Below are 18,832 nucleotides of genomic sequence, written 5' to 3' on the forward strand. Positions count from 1 at the left end.
CATTCCATGCTATCATATAGATAAAACGATGTTTTGACGAGGGAGATGTTAGTTTGATTAAAGCAAAAGAGGCGCGCGCGGTGGGCCGGCAGATGATTGGGGAAAACAAGGGCCTGCTCGTGGGCAGCTATCTTGCATATTTCGGCATTTCGGTGGGGCTGTCCTTAATTTCCATGTTCTTTGGGAACAGCCAGGCGCTGACCTTCATCTGGTCGATCGCCATCCTGTTCATCACCTATCCGCTGATGCTCGGGCTGCTGCACATCAACAATATGGTCTATTACAAGCGCCAGTGCCGGGTGGGCAACCTGTTCGATTTCTTTTCCAATTACCGGGTTTCGCTCAAGGTCATCGGGGTCAACCTGATCCTGACCGTCATCATGATGGCGGTGATGATTCCGATCATGATCATCATGCTGGGCAGCATCTTCGCCAGCGTATCCATCGGGCTGCTGGGCGGGGTTCAGTCCAATATCAATCTTTCCTCCATGCTGGGCTCGTTCCTGCTGTGCATGCTGCTGGTCATGGTGCTGGCCATGCTGATCTCTTCCTTCATGATGGCCAGCTACTTCATCGCGCTGCGCAACCGTTCGATCACCTTCGGCAAGCTGCTGGGCAGCTCCTTTAAGATCGGCGGCAAGTACGTCTGGCGTTACTTCACCTTCCAGCTTTCCTTCATCGGCTGGATGCTGCTGTGTATCGTCCCCTTCCTGGTGGTGACCGTCTTTGTCGCCATCGCCGGGCCGGGGCTGGGCTCGATTGCCCTGCTCATGCTCATGCTGATCGTCTTCATCGCGGGGATTTTCGCGGTCAGCCTCTACATCAACGCCGCCTCGGTGGCCTTCTTCAACACCGCCATCGACGAGTATGAGCAGCTGCACCCCGATTATTCGGGCTTCGTGCCGCCGCACATTCCGCAGGCTCCCGGCTTCCCCCAGGAGGGTGGGGAGCAAAACTATGGCCAACCGGGCGACGGGAGCTACGGCCAGGAGGGGCAGGACGAACAGGGCCCTGAAATCCACTAAAAACAAATGAAAAGGCAGCGCCGGAAGATATCTTCCGGCGCTGCCTTTTTTAGCTTCCCCCGCCTATTATTATGTCCGGGGCCAGCGGATTTCCCGCTTTTCGGGCGGCAGGTCGTCCACATAATCGACGGTGTAGTCGTAAAAGGTCTGCGCGGCAGGGGAAAGCGGCTCCCCCCGGCGGCAGATGATCCCGATGTTGGCCACGCAGACCTCGTCGTCCAGCACCAGGGTGCAAATGTCGGGGTCGTTGATCTGGGAGCAGGCCTGAAAGGTCGAGAAAGCCACGGCTTCGTTGTCCTGGACCCACTTGTAGGACTCGGAAAGGTCGTTGATGGTGGCAATGACGTTGAGGGTGATCCCCAGCTGCCGGCAGCGGTTGAGGAAGGTGAAATGCCCCTTGAAGCTCTCGCTCATGAGCACCAGGTTCTGCTGCGCGACCTCGGCGCAGGTGACGGTGCTCTTTTTTGAAAGGGGATTGTCCTTGTGGACCAGCAGCGGCCAGGGGGCCTTAAAGACCGGGGTAAAATCGAAGCGTTCCCGGTCGATGGGCAGGTACGCAAAGCCCAGGTCGAACTTCTCGTCCTGCACCATGCGTTCGGCGGAAAAGTAGGGATATTCGCCGATCAGCAGGTCGATCTCGGGATGGTCGATGCGGAATGCGTTGGGGATCTGCATGGTGAGCTGGCTGAGCACCCCATAGGCGTAAACCACGCTCACCTGTTCGTGGACGGGCTCCATAATCAGCCCGAGCTCCTCGTGCATGGCTTCGTATTCGCTCACGATCCGCCGGGCGTATTTGTAAAACACCTCGCCCTGCAGCGTGGGGGTCACCCCGCTGCGGGAACGGTGCAGCAAAGAAAAGCCCAGCTCGCTTTCCATGGCGGCGATGATCCGGCTGAGCCCCTGCTGGCTGATGTAGGATTCCTTGGCCACCCTATGTATGCTCCCCGCCTTGCAAATCTGCAAAAAATATTTCATGTACCGGATATCCACGCGGACGACCACTCCTTTCCCGGGACCCGCCCCGGCCCCGGCGAAGCCGGGACGACAGATGGATGAAAAATAGGCTTTTTTAACGTTATGCCCCTTTTACCGCCCCTTCTGACATCATTTCGTTGGCATGCTGGACAGTAAACTGTTGATTTATTTCATCTTATCAATTTGTTATAATATTGTCAATGAATATTGAAATTTAATAAAATATTTCAAATATCCATGATTATTTTGTGAAAGGAGGAGGCGCGGCGGCGCTGCCGTCAGAAACAAATTCGTTTGATGGAGGGATCGGCTTTGGTAAAAGAAAGAAATCGTTGGGTCATTCTTGCGGCTTTGGTAATCAACAACATCTGCCTCGGCGCCACGTATGTGTGGAGCATCTTCAACGCCCCCCTGATGGAGGCGAACGGCTGGCAGCTCAGCCAGGTGTCTTTGGCCTATTCCATGCTGCTGCTCGTCACGTTCTTTGCAAACCTTGTCTCCGGGCAGCTGCAGAACAAGGTAGGCCCGCAGAAGCTCATGCTGGTGGCGCTCATCTTCTGGGGCGGCGGTTGGTTTTTGACAGGCTTTGCCCGCAGCCTGCCGCAGCTCTACATATTCTTCAGCCTGATCGTCGGGATCGGGACCGGCTTCGGGTACAACACGGTGGTCTCCACCATCCCGCGCTGGTTCCCCGACCGCAAGGGCCTGGCCAACGGGCTGGTTATCGGCGCCTCGGGCCTCTCCCCGCTGCCCTTCGCCCCGCTGGGCTATTTCCTGCTCGAGCGCTTCGGCGTACAGAATTCCTTCAAGGGCCTGGGGGCCATTTTCCTGGTGCTGATGGCCGCCACCTTCTGGCTGATCACCGCGCCCCCCAAGGGCTGGAAGCCCGAGGGCTGGGAGCCGCCCGTCGCCACAGTGAAAACGGGCATCCTGCAGGAGAAGCGCACCGGCGAAATGGTCAAGGACCCCGTATTCTATCTGCTCTGGTTCGTGCTGATGACGGGCGCCACCGCCGGCATGATCATGACCGGCCACGCCTCGGGGATCGGGCAGGAGCTGGTGGGCATGACCGGCTCCCAGGGGGCCATGATGGTCAGCCTGCTGGCGGTCATGAGCTTTGCCGGACGCCTGATCATGGGCTCGCTCTCGGATAAGATCGGCCGCTACCGCACGGTGCTGGCCATCATTATCATCATCGCGGCGGATATGTTCTTCTTCGGGGTTGTGCACTCCTTCCCGACCTTTGTGCTGGCGCTGTCCGTCGTGGGGTTCTGCTTCGGGAGTATTATGTCCGTCTTCCCGGCGCTTTGCTCGGACACCTTCGGCGTCACCCACATGTCCTCCAACTGGTCGGTCATGTACAGCGGCTATACGGTGGCCTCGTTCATCGGGCCCATGTCGGCCGCCAAGTGCGTGGAGGCCTTCGGGAGCTATGTCAACGTGTTCGTGCTTTCCGGCGTGCTCGCCGCGCTGGCGCTGATCGCCCTGCTGGCGGCCATGCGGATCAATTCCCGCCGGGTGGCCCAGAAGGCTGCCGCGAAATGACTCTACGGGGAACACAAATTGAATAGATTGAGGAGGAAAACGTTATGAAACTTGAAAACAAGGTTGCTCTCGTCACCGGCGCTTCCAACGGAATGGGGCGCGAAATCGCCCTGCGATTCGCCCGCGAGGGGGCCGACGTGGCCGTCAGCTACTACTCCGGCGCCACCCCGACCGACGGCAAGGACGGCGAGGAGGTCGTGCGGCTCATCCAGGAGACCGGCCGCAAGTCGGTCGGGATCGACGTGAACCTGGCCAAGGAAGAGGACATCATCTCAATGGTCGACCAGACGATCAAAGCCTTCGGGCGGATCGACATCCTGGTCAACTGCGCGGGCGTGTTCATCCCGCCGCGCCCGCTGTGCGAGATCACTGCGGAGCAGTTCGACTTCATCATGGACGTGGATATCCGCGGCGTGTTCCTGATCTGCAAGTACACCATCCCCCATATGGTCGAGCAGGGCAAGGGTGTCATCGTCAACATCGGCTCGGCCAGCGGGATCCGCGGCACCGGCCTGTCGCCGCTGCCCTATATCACCGCGAAATTCGGCATGATGGGCCTGACCCAGGAGGTCGACGCGGAATACGGCACCAAGGGCGTGCGCTGCAACATCCTCTGCCCGGGCGCCATCGACACGCGCATGAACTCGGGCTATACCGAGGAGACCAAGCGCAAATTCGACAAGATCCCCGCCCGGCGCATGGGCACCGTGCAGGACATCGCCAACCTGGCGCTCTTCCTCGCCAGCGACGACTCGGATTATATCCACGGCGAATCCATCCTGATCGACGGAGGCAAGAACCTGCGCTGGAGCAACCTGTAAATCCTCTTTGCGAAAGGTCCCGGGCGCTGCCTGATTGGCGGCGCCCGGGACCTTGTTTTACTAAGGAGGTGGGGAAAACCCATCTCGGGGTTTTCCCCCTCGCGCTACGCGCGATTCCCCTTTTTATTGAGGCGAAAAAACCTTGGAGGCTTTGCCTCCAAACCTTCACACAAGGACCCCCGGTCCTTGTGAATCCCAATTGTTTTGCAAATTACAGAAAGGCGCGGACACTTCAGACCGCCGCGCCCTGCCCGATCTGGAACCGGTATTCCTTCCCGTCGAAGTCGCAGACGATCTCATCCCCCTGCGAAAGCTCGCCGTGCAGGATCTTATCCGAAAGCGGGTCGGCGATTTCGGCGGCGATCACCCGGCGCAGCTCGCGCGCTCCGCTCGCCTTGTGATAGCCCCGGCGCGCGGTCTCCTTGACCAGCGCCTCGGTGAAGGAGGCGCTGACCCCCTTGCGCTCCAGGCGCTCGCGCAGCATCTCCAGCTCCCGCGAGGCGACCTTGGCGATCTCCTGGTCGCTCAGGGTGCCGAACGAGACGATCTCGTCCACCCGCCCGAGCAGCTCGGGGCGCAGGAAGCGCCGCAGCCCGGCAATCCCCTCGCTCTTCTTGTATCCGTCCGAGCTCTCGGCGCCGAACCCCAAGGAGGCCATCTGTCCGAGCTGCGCCACCCCCAGGTTGGAGGTCATGATGATGACGGTGTTGCGGAAGCTCACCACCCGGCCCTGCGAGTCGGTGACCTCGCCCTCCTCCAATATCTGCAGGAGGAGGTTGAAGATGTCCGGATGGGCCTTTTCGATCTCGTCGAGCAGCACCAGCGAATAGGGGTGGGTGCGCACCCGGTCGGTGAGCATGCCGCCGTCGTCGTGCCCGACGTAGCCGGGCGGAGCCCCGATCAGGCGGGAGACGGTGTGCTTCTCCATATATTCGCTCATGTCCACCCGGATGAGGCTGTGCTCATCCTGGAAGATGGCCTCGGCCAGCGCCTTGGCCAGCTCGGTCTTGCCGACTCCGCTCGGCCCCAGGAAGATGAATGAACCGATCGGGCGCCGCTCGTCGCTCAGCCCGCTTTTGGCGCGGGCGATGGCGTGTGAGACCGCCTCGATAGCCTTCTCCTGCCCGATCACCCGTTTTTTGAGGCGTTCGGCCAGGGCCCCGGCGCTCATCCCCTCGTCCGCGTCGGCGTCGGTTGCGATCCCGGTCGAGAGGGTGATCAGGCGCTTGATGTCCTGCGCCCCCAGCGAGCGGCAGGGGGTTGAGGCGCCCGAGAGCAGCCCGAACTGGTAACTGCCGTCCCGGTCCTGGGCCAGGCGCTGGGGGCTCAGGGTGGAGGCCAGCTCGAAGTCGCCCTCGAGCAGCGCCGCCTCGCAGCGCCCCTCCAGGGAGGAATCCGCTTCCTTCTTGGCGTCCAGGGTGACCATGGCGCAGGCCTCGTCGATCAGGTCGATCGCCTTGTCCGGCAGATAGCGCTCGGGGACGTAGCGGCGGGAGAGGCTGACCGCCGCCTCGATGGCCTCGTCGGTGATCAGCATGCCGTGGTGCTGCTCATACCGCTCGCGCACCCCCTTGATGATGGCGATCGACTGCTCGACCCCCGGCTCGCCCACCTGCACGCACTGGAAGCGCCGCTCGAGGGCGCAGTCCTTTTCGATGTGCTTGCGGTATTCCTTGATGGTGGTGGCGCCGATGAGCTGGATCTCACCGCGCGCGAGCTGCGGCTTTAAGATGTTGGCGGCGTCCACCGCCCCCTCGGCCGCGCCCGCGCCCATGATGGTGTGCAGCTCGTCGATGAAGAGGATGACGTTCCCGGCGGCCACCACCTCGTCGAGCAGCTTTTTAAAGCGTTCCTCGAATTCTCCGCGGTACTTGGTGCCCGCCACCAGCAGGGCGATGTCGACCGAAAGCACCTGCTTGGGCAGCAGCCTCGCCGGCACGTCGCCCGAGGCGATCATCTGGGCGAGCCCCTCGACGATGGCCGTCTTGCCGACCCCCGCCTCCCCGACGAGGCAGGGGTTGTTTTTCTGCCTGCGGGAAAGGATCTGCACCACCCGGCGCAGCTCCTCCTCCCGCCCGATCACCGGGTCGAGCAGGCCCTGGTGCGCCAGGGCGGTCAGGTTGCGGCAAAAGCGCTCGAGCAGCCCCTTCTTGCCGGTGGCACCCTTCGGCTGGGCGGCGCGCTCGGCCGCGGTCGGGGCGGCGGCCGCGGCGGCCGCCGTCAGGGTGCGGTAGAGGCGCTCTGGATCAATTTCCATCAGTTTTAAAAAGCGCAGGGCATAGCATTCCGGCTCTTTTAACAGCGCCATGAAAATATGATCGGTACCAACATTGGGCTGCGTGCATATCCTAGAGTAGATGGTTGCCATTTCGAGAATCCGCCGCAGCCGCGGCGTAAAATCGGAAGGGGTAAGCACACAGGGACATCCGCGGCCGACCGCATCGCTGATCAGCTGATACAGCCGCTCGTAGGTCACCTTTTTGTCCGGGAAAGCAAGGCGGCAAACGTTTTGTTCGTCGTGCAGCAGTCCAAGGAGCAGATGCTCGCTGCCTACATAAGTATGCCCGAGCTCTCCGGCAAGCTGTATGGCGCAGTTGAGCGCCTCGTTGGCTTTTTGTGTGAGTGATGAAAAACGGTACAAAGAGTGATGACCTCCCAGTGCTAAGGCTGACGGCAAGACCTTCCGGCGGCATGGTGCCGCAGGCTTTGCAAGGCGATTTGCCCTCTACCAATTTATGCAGAAATTGCTTTGTCAGAACCATTAACAAGTATGGTCGCGGGCCCCAAATCTTATTCTTCCGAAAGAACGGCGAAAGGGAACCATTTTTACCCACAAGGCATAGTATATGGTGAAATCTCAATTTAGGAGGAAAATTCTTATGTACGGATTCAACGGTTGCTGGTGGATACTTATCATCATCGTCCTGATCTGCTGCTGCGGCGGCTGGGGCGGCAATGGCTGCGGCAATGGCTGCGGGTGCGGCAATGGTTGCGGCGGTTGCGGTGGTTGCGGCTGCGAGGGCGGCTGCGGCTGCGGTTGCTAGTAGGCCTCTTTTATAAAAGGCTCGCCAGCGGGCGGACGGGGTGCGGCGGTAGCCGCGCCCCGTCCTTCTTTTTTGCGGTCGGCTGGACAGGCTATACAGGAATCGTTAAAGAGGAAGGGCACAGTTTGAACTTTTCATGAAATTTTGTAGAAATTTTAACGAAAGCGCTTGAAAAGCGCTTTACATTTCTCTATAATGATAGTTGTGGAAAATTTGATGTTTTCTGCGGGCATCATCAAGAATGGCCTTTGGACAATGCGCCGGAGGCACGCAATACAAGCCGGCATGCTGCCGGCGGAAATGGAGGCAAACAGGAATGACCAACAACAAGAACGTACTCAACTGGGTCGACGAGATGGTCGCGCTGTGCAAACCGGACAAGGTTGTCTGGATCGACGGCAGCGAGGAGCAGCTCAAAGCGCTGCGCGAGGAGGCTTGCTCCACCGGCGAAATGCTCAAGCTCAACGAGGAGAAGCTCCCCGGGTGCCTGCTGCACCGCACCGCGGTCAACGACGTGGCGCGCGTGGAGGGCAGAACCTATATCTGCACCCGCAATAAAGAGGACGCGGGCCCGATCAACAACTGGGAAGACCCGAAGGTGATGTACGAGCGCCTGACCAAGATGTACGACGGCGTGATGAAGGGCCGCACCATGTATGTGATCCCCTACTGCATGGGCCCGATCGGCTCCAAGCTCTCGAAGGTCGGCGTCGAGCTGACCGACTCGATCTACGTCGTGCTGAACATGGACATCATGACCCGTATGGGCGTTGACGCTTTCAAGCAGCTGGGCGACACCTCCAACGATTTTGTGCGCGGCCTCCATTCCAAGGCGGACATCGACGAGGAGAAGCGCTACATCGTCCACTTCCCCGAGGACAACACCATCTGGAGCATCAACTCCGGTTACGGCGGCAACGTTCTGCTGGGCAAGAAGTGCTTTGCGCTGCGCATCGCCTCTTACCAGGGCAAGAACGAGGGCTGGATGGCCGAGCATATGCTGATCCTGGGCATCGAGAACCCGCAGGGCGAGGTCAAGTACATCGCGGCGGCCTTCCCGTCCGCCTGCGGCAAGACCAACCTGGCCATGCTCATCCCGCCCGAGGTCTACAAGAACAAGGGCTACAAGGTCTGGACGGTCGGCGACGACATCGCCTGGATGAGAATCGGCGACGACGGCAGACTCTGGGCGATCAACCCGGAGGCCGGCTTCTTCGGCGTGGCGCCGGGTACCAACGCGCACAGCAACTTCAACGCCCTGGAATCCACCAAGAAGAATACCATCTTCACCAACGTTGTGCATAACCTCGACGACAACACCGTTTGGTGGGAGGGACTCGACAAGAACCCGCCGAAGAACGCGCTCAACTGGAAGGGCGAGAAGTGGGACTGCACCGACGGCTCGAAGGGCGCGCATCCCAACAGCCGCTTCACCGCTCCGGCGAAAAATTGCCCCTGCGTCAGCCCGAAGTTTGATGATCCGACCGGTGTTCCGATCTCTGCGATCATCTTCGGCGGCCGCCGCGCCAAGACCGCTCCGCTGGTCTACCAGTCCAGGAGTTGGCAGCACGGCGTGTTCGTCGGCTCGATCATGGCTTCTGAGACCACCGCTGCGGCGACCGGCGCGGTCGGCGTTGTACGCCGCGACCCGATGGCCATGCGTCCGTTCTGCGGCTATCACATGGGCGACTACTTCGGCCACTGGCTGGAGATGGGCAAGCGCCTGGGCGACAAGGCCCCGAAGATCTTCAATGTCAACTGGTTCAGAACCGACGACGAAGGCCACTTCATCTGGCCGGGCTTTGGCGACAACATGAGAGTCCTGATGTGGATCCTCGACCGCTGCGAGGGCAAGGCCGACGCGGTGGAGACCCCGATCGGCTTCGAGCCGAAGGCGGAGGACATCAACATCGAGGGCCTCGGCGACATCTCCGTCGAGACCGTCAAAGGACTGCTGGACGTCGACAAGAACCTCTGGAAAGAGGAAGCGGACGGGATCGAGGAGTTCTACAAGACCTTCGGCGACAGACTGCCCAAGGAGCTGCATGACGAGCTCGACACCCTCAAAGCGAACCTGAAATAAGAATATTACAAAAAGAGGCCCGGGACCGATGGTCCCGGGCCTCTTTTCTGTCTGTGCAGAAAATGCCGGTCTTAATCCCGGGATTCCCAAGGGTTTTACAAACCCTTGGGCGGGTGCGGGCAGAGCCCGCGACCTTTCCCAGGTTGCTGCCACTCGCGATTACAAAAGCCCTCCAAAGATCAGGAAGGGGAGCAAAAAGCTCCCAGTGGGAGGTTTTTGCGTGGGGAAACCCTATCAAGGGGTTTCCCTGTGGCCCAAGCGAAGCTTGGGGTTGTCCGGAAGGTTAAATCCCCCAACCCTATTTTTCCTTCACACTCGCCTGTATCTCGGTCACAAATTCCTGCGGGTCTGCCGTTTCGTTGATGTCCACCCGGTACAGCTCGATCGGGTCGTGGCTGAAAACCCATCCATGCTCCCTGGCGTATTCCTTCAGGCTCCCATACAGCCGTTTGCTCTGCGTATAGGGCCCGCGGTAGGTCAGGGTCAGGTAGGTCCCGCCCGGCAGGATGAAATCCGGCTTGATATGCCGGTCATTCAGTATAAAAAATGCAGAATTAAACTGATTGTAAATATCATTTTGCAGATATTCCAGCGGCAGCGTCGCCCCGATGTAGGTATTCCCCAGGATATAGAGCGTATTCTCGGTCCGGCGGCTGAGGCGTTTGATGAGAAAATCAAATTCTTCATCCCGGGTGATCTCCCCCGCCAGCATCAGCACCGGGCGCTCAGGAAATTGCTCCTCCCTGATTTCCTCGAAGCGCACCCCGCCGCGTGGGCTCAAATTTTTGATCCGGCCCTGGATGTCTCGCTGCTGCCGGCGCAGCCCGGCGATCTTGCGCTCGATCATTCCCAGCTCGTCGTCCAGCAGCTCCAAGGTGGAGTGCAGCGTGCGGTGGTCGAGATAGCTCTTGATCCGCTCCATCGAAAACCCCAGGGTGCGCAGCTCCCGGATCACGTTGAGCCTGGAGATGTCCCGCAGGCTGTACAGCCGGTAGCCGTTGGAATCCCTCTTGGGGTTCAGCAACCCCAGCTCCTCATAGTAGCGCAGCGAGTCGGTGCCGATGTCATAGAGCTTCGAGATTTCGCCGATCTTATAATATTCCTTCAAGCCGCCCACCTCAAAACCTTTTAAAATAAACCCTTGACCTTGGGACGGTACCAAGGTTTATAATAAGAATCGTCGGAACACACAACATCTTAGTTTGGAGGTCATACCCATGCCACCGGCAAAAACATCGCGTCTCAGACAATTCTTAAAATACGCCGTACCCTCGGTCACCTCGATGTGGATTTTTGCGATCTACACCATGGTGGACGGCCTGTTCGTGGCCCACGGGGTCGGGGAGCTGGCGCTCGCCTCGGTCAACCTTTCCATGCCGTTTGTGAGCTTCATCTTCGCGACCTCCCTCCTGTTCGGGATGGGGACCGCGACCGTCGCCTCGATCTATCTCGGCCAGGGGGAGGAGCGCAAGGCCCAGGAGGCCTTCTCCCGCACCATCGTGCTGCTCATCCTGATTTCCTTCGTCATCCTGACCCTTGCGCTGCTGAATCTCGAGCGGCTGGCCACCCTGCTGGGCGCCAGCGAGGCGGACGGGACCATGGAATATGTCAAGCACTACCTGGGGCCGATCATCGTCTTTAACGGCAGCTTCCTGGTCTCCTACGCCATGGAGGTGCTCATCAAGGCCGACGGGCATCCGGTCCTCTCGACGCTGGGCATCTGCGCGGGCGCGGTGACCAACATCGTGCTGGACGCGGTCTTCGTGCTCGGCCTGCACTGGGGGATCAAGGGCGCGGCCATCGCCACCGGCCTCAGCCAGCTGGTGACCGCCGCCATCTACATGATCCATTTCCTGGGCAAGGGCGCGCGGCTGCGCTTCGTGCGCTTCCCTCTGAGCCCGCGCACCATCCTGCGCACCATGAAGGTGGGCGTCTCGGACTGTGTGGGCGAGCTGTCGCTCGGCTTTATCGTCTTCCTCTTCAACCGCGCCATCCTGATGGTTTCAGGCGCGGCCGGGGTGGTCAGCTTCACCGTCATCAGCTACATCAACAACATCGTCACCCCGGTCATGGGGGGGATCACCCAGGGGATGCAGCCGCTGGTCAGCTTCAACCACGGGCGGGGTGACCGCCAGTCCTGCAACGCCTTTTTGCGCCTGGGCGTGATCGCCATCGCCATCAGCTCGGTGGTCTGCTTCCTGATCTGCGTGCTAGGCGCGCCCTTCCTCACCGGGATCTTTATCAGCCCGGATAATGCCGAGGCCTACGCCCACACCATCACGTCGCTGCGGCTATACTCCCTTACCTTCCTCGTCGGCGGATTCAACCTCGTCCTCTCCGGCTACTTCGCCGCCATCGAGAAGCCCCGCAACGCCATGGTCCTTTCGATCAGCCGGGGTATCGTGCTGATCACCGTCTGCCTGGCCGTCATGACCTTCCTGATGGGGGAGACCGGGATCTGGCTGAGCTCCTTCGTGCGCGAGCTGCTCTGCCTGCTGCTGGCCGTCTTCCTGCTGGTCCGCTTCAGACGCTCCGAGGACGGGAGCAGGGCCGGTGCCAGCGCCAGGAGCGCCGAATGCTTCGAATAAGTTTTCCGCACTTTCGTCCTGCGCGTCCGGGAGGGTTTCCTCCCGGACTTCTTTTTGGCTCAAATCCAGGAAGAGCTCGGCCGCGGCGCGCCGCCGGCGCGGGTCGGGCCGGCGCTTGCCCTCCTCGGGCCCGGGCCGGCGGGTCACAAAGAGGTAGAGGGCCAGCAGCATGATCCCGAAGATGGTGATCGCCACCCCGCCGGTCAGGCCGGGGGCGCGGTAGTCGAAGCGGATCCGGTTATAGCCCGCCGCGCCCGGCACCCCGACGAAGCCGCCGTTGACCTTGAGCACCTTGGTCTCGATCCCGTTGACGGTGGCGCTCCAGCCCTTGTCATAGGGGACCGAGAAGAAGACGATTTCGTCCTTCGGCAGGAAGATTTCGCTGGTGAAGCCGCCGTTGTCCCGCTCGAAGAGCCCGGCGCTGCTGGCGCGGCGCGCCTCCACGTCCTGCAGGTAGGCCGACTCGGTCAGGTCCTCCTCCAGGCTGATCGGCAGCCGGTCGATGATCTGGCGGATGTTGTCCACGTCGTCGTCCTCGATGAGCACCGCCTTGTGCAGGAGCCTGGCGCGCAGGGTCTCGTCGGTCGATTCGAACTGCTGGCGGGTGATGTATTTGTCATACCCGAAGCCCATCGGCAGGAAATTATCATTCTCATAGATGTTGAAACCCAGCTGATTGTCCACCGGGGTGAAATAGGGGGTGGAGGGCTGGTGCTCCTGAGGCTCGTTCTCGTCCACGAACAGCCAGCGCACCGACAGCAGGCTGCGCAGCTCGTAATATTCCGGCTGCGGCTTGCTGGAGACGTCCCGCTTGACCCCGACCGAGGGGTAGAATTCCATCAGCGAGACCGGGACAATGCTGTGGAAGGCCTGGATGTTGGGCAGCCCCCAGTACATCCCGAGGTTGTCCATGTTGTCGTAGATGTCCGCGCGCGCGAAGGTGCCCTCGTCCGGCAGGGTCAGCTCCTTGGCGCCATCCATGGCGATCGACTTCATCCAGTCCCGGTCGTCCGAATGCTGGCGGCCCATGGCGATCATCGAAACCGAATAGATCACGCAGATGCACCCCAGCGAAACGCCGAACACCTTGAAAAACTGCGGGTGGTCGCAGAGGTAGCGCATGATGAGAAAGACGGTGAGCAGCCCGAGCGCCACGATCGCCGCATAAATCCAGAACCGCTCGGGATACTTCATCAGCCCTACGACCTCCTCGCCGTCCACCTCCTGGGGGGTGAAACCGATGGCGAAGACGATCACGCCGCAGATGACGGCCGTGCACCGCAGCCCGCGCATGAGGTCCACCGAGGCGTGGCGGATGCGGTAGCGCTCGAGCGCCACCACCGAGGCGAGGGCCATCAGCAGCAGCGGCATATAGAACCAGCGCGCGTAGTAGGAGTGGTTGAAGAGGATGAAAACCGAGTTGAGCCCCGGCACCAGCGCGATGACCAGGCTGGTCAGCAGCAGCCGCTTGAGCCAGCTGCGCGGGGTGGAGAAGAGATAGCCCAGCACGAAGGCCGGGCCGATCATCGGCAGCCAGGCCGAGAGGGAGGCCCACTTCGCGCCGTGGTCGGGGAAGAAGTTCGGGCGGCTGGGGATGTCGGGCGGGAAGAAGATGCTTTCCAGAATCGCCGGCAGGCGCTGCTCATGCCCATAGAGCCAGAAGCCCCAGCCGGTGAGGATGTTGTCCGAGGTGGTGCGCGGATTGCCGAGAATCGCCAGCACCGAGGGGACCAGCGCAAAGCAGGCGGCCATCACGCCGAGGACCGACTCGAGCGCGACAAGGAGGAACTTGCGCCAGTCCATCTGCCAGCCGTGGCTGGCGCTGCGCACAAAGAAATAGAGCACGGTGAAGACCACCGAGCCGATGAAAAACCAATAGTTGATCATGCAGTTGACCGCCACCGCGATGGCAAAGTACCCCCGCTTGCCGTCCACCACCAGCATTTCGAGCGCCAGGAGCAGCAGCGGGAAAAATACGATAACCTCGTGGAAATGGTTGAAGAAGATGTTGTAGGTGGCAAAGCCCGAGAAGGCGTAGAGCAGGCCGCCCAGCACCGCATACCGCCGGTCGGCCACGAAGCGGGAGATGTAAAGGCAGCCGGTCAGCGCCGCGCAGGCGGTCTTGAGGACGAGCAGCGGCGCCATCAGGTAGGGCAGCGCCTCGGTGGGGAAGGGCAGGGTCAGCCAGAAGAAGGGGGAGTAGAGGTTATAAAAACTGTAGGACCCGATGAAGTTGGCGCCGAGGTCGGTGTACCAGTTCCAGCCCATATCCCCGCTGCGCACGGCGCGGTGGACCAGCTGGTAGAAGGGGATCTGCTGGACGTTGAAGTCGCCGTAGTAGAAAAACAGTCCCTTGTCCATGATGACGAACGGCAAAAAGACCAGGGTGCTGATGAGCAGTGCGTATATAAACGCCTGGAGCCAGGCGTAACGCTGATCGGAAAATATCTTGAGCTTCAAGCAAAAATCGCTCCTTTCGTGAGGCGATTGTATTTGGTCACAATTGGCTCAATAATTATATCACAATTATCCAATTGAGACCATTCCCCAAATGTAAATTTTACCACGGCAATTGCAGGAACAGGGCGGGATTGCTATAATGGGGGAGGTACACCATTTATTATTAGAGAGGATCACGATGGATAATCAGTTTTACGCCTATCTTTCCCGGATGAAATATATTTCCCGCTGGTCGCTCATGCACAATTCCAGCAACGAAACCCTCAGCGAGCATACGCTGCAGGTGGCGATTTTGACCCATGCGCTCTGCGTGATCGCCCGCCGGCGCTTCGGCCGGCAGGTGGATACCGCGAAGGCGGTGCTCTGCGCGCTCTATCACGACGCGCCCGAGATCATCACGGGGGACCTGCCCACCCCGGTCAAGTACTACAACCCCGCCATCCGCGACGCCTACCGCGAGATTGAGCGCACCGCCGCCGAAAAGCTGCTCTCCATGCTGCCGCAGGACCTTGAGGACGAATACCGCGCGAGCTTCTTTTGTGAGGACAGGGAGGTGCTGGATCTCGTCAAGGCGGCGGACAAGCTGGGGGCGCTGATCAAATGCCTGGAGGAGGAGCGCATGGGCAACCGCGAGTTTATCCGCGCCCGGGAGGCCACCGAGCGGGCGCTGCGGGAGATGGACCTGCCCGAGGTGGAGGTTTTTATGAAGGAGTTCCTCCCCGCGTACACCCTCACTCTGGACGAGCTGGAATAAGGAGACGACGAAAATGCCGATCAATATCCCCAACGACCTGCCGGCGGCGCGGATCTTCGAGGAGGAAAACATCTTCTTCATGTCCGAGCGCCGGGCCCACAGCCAGGACATCCGCCCGCTGCGGATCCTGCTGCTCAACTTGATGCCCAAGAAGATCGAGACCGAGACCCAGCTGCTGCGCCTCATCTCCAACACCCCCATCCAGGTGGACGTGGAGCTGCTGCAAACCGCCAGCCACACCTCGAAAAACACGCCCAGCGAGCACCTGCTCAAGTTTTACAAGACCTTCGAGGACGTGCGGGAGCAGCGCTTCGACGGGATGATCATCACCGGCGCGCCGGTGGAAAACCTGCCCTTCAAGGAGGTGGACTACTGGGAGGAGCTATGCGAAATCATGCGCTGGAGCCGCACTCACGTCTACTCCACCTACCACATCTGCTGGGGGGCGCAGGCGGGGCTGCACTTTCACTACGGGATCGGGAAATACCCGCTTCGGCAAAAGATGTTCGGCGTGTTCGAGCACCGCAACCTCTCCCCGCGCCACATGCTCATGCGCGGCTTCGACGAGGTGTTCTGGGCGCCGCACTCCCGCCACACCGAGGTGCGGCGCGAAGAGATCGCGGCCTGCCCGGATTTGGAAATCCTCAGCGAGTCCGACGAGGCCGGGGTCTACATCGCCGCCTCGCGCGACGGCAGGCAGATTTTCGTCACCGGCCACTCGGAGTACGACCGGATGACCTTGGCCGGCGAATACCGGCGGGACCGGGAACGGGGGCTGCCGATCGAGCTGCCGAGGCACTATTTCCCCGGCGACGACCCGGGGGCTACGCCCATCTTTTGCTGGCGCTCGCATGCGAGCCTGCTCTACTCCAACTGGCTCAACTACTTCGTCTATCAGCGCACGCCGTACGACCTCTCCCAGCTCGAGCGGGAGGGGGATATGCAAGGATAAAAGCGGGAAGGCAATGCCTTCCCGCTTTTTTTAGCCAAAGTCATGTCGGTGATTAATGATGTAACCCAGATTTTTATAGACATTAAGGATTTCTTCAATGCAGTCAAAATCCGAAAGTGCCACATCCTCTAAAATGTTTTTGATCTTTTGCAGACTGAGCGCGGCCTTATCTTTGTACGCCGCCAACAACGTCTCGTTATCCCAGCCTTTAATTTCAACGGAAACCTCGCTGTTGTTTAATATTTCCACGAAAACTTCTTGGATAAAATCCAATTTTATCACCCCTTCTGCATATTTTAATCCAATACGGATTAAAAATCAATAATCTAAAATGGATTAGATATGATTTCTTTGGGTGATAAAAATGTATCCGAGAATTCGTGACCTGCGGGAAGATGAAAGGTTGTCTCAAACAGAGTTGGCGCAACTTCTTCATATGTCCCAGCCGGGTTATTCCAAATATGAAACCGGAGAGCGGGATATCCCGACGAATGTGCTGATTCAACTGGCTTTGCATCACAAAACCAGCGTGGACTATTTGTTGGGCCTCACCGATGAGAGGACCCCTTATCCCAGAAAAAAGAATAGGACTGTAAATTAGCACAAAGGGCAGGGGAACCCCTCTTGGGGTTCCCCTCTCGCACCTCCACCGGAGGTGCGATTCACCCTTCCTACGCTTTTTATGTCTTTTATGAGGGCTCCTCGCCCTCAAACTCTCCGCTCAAGGGGCGTAGCCCCTTGAGAAGAATCCCATTGCTTTTGCATGGGCATCCATTCTCAGGGTTCGCTGCGGCAGCCTCGCTTATTTCTCCTTCAGCCGCTCGCAGAGCTCCTCGTCGGGGGTCACGACCGCGGTCTGGTAATTGACGTAGAGCACGAAGCCGGGCCGCGCGCCCGCGGGCTTTCGCACGTTGCGGATTTCGGTGTAATCCACCGGAACCAGCGAGGATTGCTTCGCTTTGGAGTTGTAAGCGGCGATCTTGGCCGCCTCCTCCAGGGTGCGCTCCGGGACCGGTTTCCCCTCAGTGCGGATCACCACATGGGAGCCGGGGATATTCTGGGTGTGGAACCAGATGTCACCCTTCTGCGAATCCTTCATGGTCAGCTGGTCGTTCTGCACGTTGCCGCGCCCCTGCAAAATCTGGAAGCCGTCGCTCGAGCGGTAGCGCACCGGGCCGAGCTTTTGCGGCCTCTTCTCCCGGCCCGTGCCGCGCCGGCGCATATAGCCGGTGGCGATCAGCTCCTCGCGGATCGCGTCGAGCTCGGCCTCGCAGGTGGCGCGCAGCAGCTCGTCGAGCACGGTGTCGATGTAGGCGTACTCCGCCTCGCCCTTCTCGATCAGGGTTTTGAGCATGCGCTCGGCGGTGTCGGCCTTTCGGTATTCGGCATAGTAGCGCTGGGCGTTCTGCGCCGGGGTCAGGCGCGCATCGAGCGGGATGTCGATCAGGGGGGAATCCGGCTCGTAGAAGTTTTCGAGCCTTGCCACGGTCTCCCCCTTTTGCAGCCGGTAGAGGTTCGAATTGATCAGGTCGGCCTGCACCCGCAGCTTGTCGCGGTCCCTGCTTTGCAGCAGCTCCTCGCGCTGGTGCTGCAGCTTGCGCTCGATCCGCTCGCTGGTGTTGGCCAGAAAGCGGAAGAGGTCGCCGCTGCGCTGATGCATGCGCTCGCTGAGGTCCCGCTCGCGGAAGAAGGCGTCCAGCAGCTCGCTGTAGCTTTCGTAATGCTTGGTGAGCATGAGGCCGCTGTACTGGGTGATTTCGAGAAAGCAGAGGTCCTTCGGCTTCCCCTCCTTGGTCAGCAGCATGGTGGGCGTTCCGCCCGCAGCGATCCGCTCCTTCATCTCCTGCAAGAAGAAGCGCAGCCGGGAGAGCTGCTCTGCGTCCAGCGAGGAGACAATCCCCTCGCCCCCGCGCAGGGCGTAGCCGGCGATTTCGCCCGCCACCACCGGGGAAATGCCCAAAATGGCGTTCATCACCGCCTTGTGCAGCGGCAGCTCGGGATAGGAGCAAATGCGTTCGAGCACCTGTTCTGGCTCGCTTTCGAGGAGGCTGAGCTTGTCCTGCCCGGGCGGGAGCTGGTAGGGCAGCCCGGGCAGCACCGGGCGCACCGACGAGGTCTGCAGGTCCACCCGCTTGATCGCGTCGATGATCTTCCCATCCTCCCCGAGCAGGATGATGTTGGAGTGCCGTCCCATGATCTCCACCGCCAGGCGCAGGGTGACAAGGTCCCCCAGCTCGTTGCGGTTTTCAAAGTGGAGCATGAGGATCCGGTCCAGCGACACCTGGCTGACCGCGCACAGCTTGGCGCCCGAGAGGTGCTTGCGCAGCAGCATGCAGAACATCGGCGGCGCGGCGGGGTTTTCATAGCTGCCCGCGGTCAGCTGGATGCGCGGGGTCTGTGAGCTCGCGCTCATGAGGAGCTTCTGGTTCCCGCCCTTGGCGCGCAGCGCGAGGATCAGCGTCTCGCGCGCCGGCTGGAAAACCCGGTCCACCCGGGCGTTGCCGCACAGCGGCTCGATCTCGCGAGCCAGAAGGCTCAAAAAAATGCCGTCGATGGCCATAGTAATTTTCCTCCAGGTTAAA

The 18,832-nt window shown here is 60.3% G+C and carries 13 protein-coding genes and 1 pseudogene; 8 read left to right on the top strand and 6 right to left on the bottom strand.

Annotated features, from left to right (window positions below; all coding sequences use genetic code 11):
• Positions 1-53: 53 nt before the first annotated feature.
• Positions 54-1,025 (top strand): DUF975 family protein, encoded by a 972-nt coding sequence (locus EDD78_RS01700; protein WP_132083676.1) that lies wholly within the window; start codon positions 54-56, stop codon positions 1,023-1,025.
• 69 nt (positions 1,026-1,094) lie between these two features.
• Here the strand turns inward: EDD78_RS01700 and EDD78_RS01705 are convergent, their stop codons facing one another.
• A complete protein-coding gene (locus EDD78_RS01705) occupies positions 1,095-2,003 on the bottom strand; it encodes a LysR family transcriptional regulator (RefSeq protein ID WP_132083678.1) in 909 nt (302 codons plus the stop codon).
• A 312-nt stretch (positions 2,004-2,315) separates the two neighbouring features.
• On the opposite strand from EDD78_RS01705, the gene EDD78_RS01710 reads away from it, so the two are divergent.
• Positions 2,316-3,548: an L-lactate MFS transporter gene (locus EDD78_RS01710; protein ID WP_165873064.1), complete on the top strand. Its 1,233-nt coding sequence runs from the start codon at positions 2,316-2,318 to the stop codon at positions 3,546-3,548.
• Between the two features lie 44 nt (positions 3,549-3,592).
• Positions 3,593-4,369, top strand: coding sequence for an SDR family NAD(P)-dependent oxidoreductase (locus EDD78_RS01715; RefSeq protein ID WP_132083681.1), 777 nt, complete (start codon positions 3,593-3,595; stop codon positions 4,367-4,369).
• A 232-nt stretch (positions 4,370-4,601) separates the two neighbouring features.
• Here EDD78_RS01715 and EDD78_RS01720 read toward each other — a convergent pair whose 3' ends face one another.
• Positions 4,602-7,010 (bottom strand): ATP-dependent Clp protease ATP-binding subunit, encoded by a 2,409-nt coding sequence (locus EDD78_RS01720; protein ID WP_132083683.1) that lies wholly within the window; start codon positions 7,008-7,010, stop codon positions 4,602-4,604.
• Between the two features lie 644 nt (positions 7,011-7,654).
• Here EDD78_RS01720 and EDD78_RS01725 point away from each other — a divergent pair.
• Positions 7,655-9,496: a phosphoenolpyruvate carboxykinase (GTP) gene (locus EDD78_RS01725; protein WP_079698205.1), complete on the top strand. Its 1,842-nt coding sequence runs from the start codon at positions 7,655-7,657 to the stop codon at positions 9,494-9,496.
• 298 nt (positions 9,497-9,794) lie between these two features.
• On the opposite strand, the gene EDD78_RS01730 is transcribed toward EDD78_RS01725, so the two are convergent.
• Positions 9,795-10,604, bottom strand: coding sequence for a MerR family transcriptional regulator (locus EDD78_RS01730; protein ID WP_165873066.1), 810 nt, complete (start codon positions 10,602-10,604; stop codon positions 9,795-9,797).
• A 109-nt stretch (positions 10,605-10,713) separates the two neighbouring features.
• On the opposite strand from EDD78_RS01730, the pseudogene EDD78_RS14155 reads away from it, so the two are divergent.
• A pseudogene (locus tag EDD78_RS14155) lies at positions 10,714-11,844 on the top strand (MATE family efflux transporter); the annotation flags it as partial.
• On the opposite strand, the gene EDD78_RS01740 reads toward EDD78_RS14155, so the two are convergent.
• Positions 11,788-14,544, bottom strand: coding sequence for a YfhO family protein (locus EDD78_RS01740; RefSeq protein ID WP_132083689.1), 2,757 nt, complete (start codon positions 14,542-14,544; stop codon positions 11,788-11,790). The pseudogene EDD78_RS14155 and the gene EDD78_RS01740 overlap by 57 nt on opposite strands.
• A gap of 178 nt (positions 14,545-14,722) precedes the next feature.
• Here EDD78_RS01740 and yfbR point away from each other — a divergent pair, with 178 nt between their 5' ends.
• Entirely contained in the window at positions 14,723-15,298 is a 576-nt protein-coding gene (gene yfbR, locus EDD78_RS01745) for a 5'-deoxynucleotidase (protein WP_132083691.1), read from the top strand.
• A 13-nt stretch (positions 15,299-15,311) separates the two neighbouring features.
• Complete coding sequence (gene metA / locus EDD78_RS01750) at positions 15,312-16,250, top strand: homoserine O-acetyltransferase MetA (protein ID WP_132083693.1); 939 nt, start codon at positions 15,312-15,314, stop codon at positions 16,248-16,250.
• 30 nt (positions 16,251-16,280) lie between these two features.
• On the opposite strand, the gene EDD78_RS01755 is transcribed toward metA, so the two are convergent.
• A complete protein-coding gene (locus EDD78_RS01755; RefSeq protein ID WP_132083695.1) occupies positions 16,281-16,523 on the bottom strand; it encodes a hypothetical protein in 243 nt (80 codons plus the stop codon).
• 91 nt (positions 16,524-16,614) lie between these two features.
• On the opposite strand from EDD78_RS01755, the gene EDD78_RS01760 reads away from it, so the two are divergent.
• Complete coding sequence (locus tag EDD78_RS01760; RefSeq protein WP_132083697.1) at positions 16,615-16,851, top strand: helix-turn-helix domain-containing protein; 237 nt, start codon at positions 16,615-16,617, stop codon at positions 16,849-16,851.
• A 201-nt stretch (positions 16,852-17,052) separates the two neighbouring features.
• Here the strand turns inward: EDD78_RS01760 and EDD78_RS01765 are convergent, their stop codons facing one another.
• The gene (locus EDD78_RS01765; RefSeq protein ID WP_132083699.1) at positions 17,053-18,810 is read right to left on the bottom strand and encodes an Rqc2 family fibronectin-binding protein; all 1,758 of its coding nucleotides are present in this window, start codon (positions 18,808-18,810) and stop codon (positions 17,053-17,055) included.
• Positions 18,811-18,832 lie beyond the last annotated feature (22 nt).

This window comes from Harryflintia acetispora, assembly GCA_004340125.1.
Lineage (GTDB): Bacteria > Bacillota > Clostridia > Oscillospirales > Ruminococcaceae > Harryflintia > Harryflintia acetispora.

Excerpts from the sequence above, each read along its gene's own strand:
- EDD78_RS01715 (WP_132083681.1), top strand. The coding sequence starts at position 3,593 with ATGAAACTTGAAAACAAGGTTGCTCTCGTCACCGGCGCTTCCAACGGA.
- metA (WP_132083693.1), top strand. The coding sequence starts at position 15,312 with ATGCCGATCAATATCCCCAACGACCTGCCGGCGGCGCGGATCTTCGAG.
- yfbR (WP_132083691.1), top strand. The coding sequence starts at position 14,723 with ATGGATAATCAGTTTTACGCCTATCTTTCCCGGATGAAATATATTTCC.
- EDD78_RS01705 (WP_132083678.1), bottom strand. The coding sequence starts at position 2,003 with ATGAAATATTTTTTGCAGATTTGCAAGGCGGGGAGCATACATAGGGTG.
- EDD78_RS01760 (WP_132083697.1), top strand. The coding sequence starts at position 16,615 with ATGTATCCGAGAATTCGTGACCTGCGGGAAGATGAAAGGTTGTCTCAA.
- EDD78_RS01725 (WP_079698205.1), top strand. The coding sequence starts at position 7,655 with ATGGCCTTTGGACAATGCGCCGGAGGCACGCAATACAAGCCGGCATGC.
- EDD78_RS01765 (WP_132083699.1), bottom strand. The coding sequence starts at position 18,810 with ATGGCCATCGACGGCATTTTTTTGAGCCTTCTGGCTCGCGAGATCGAG.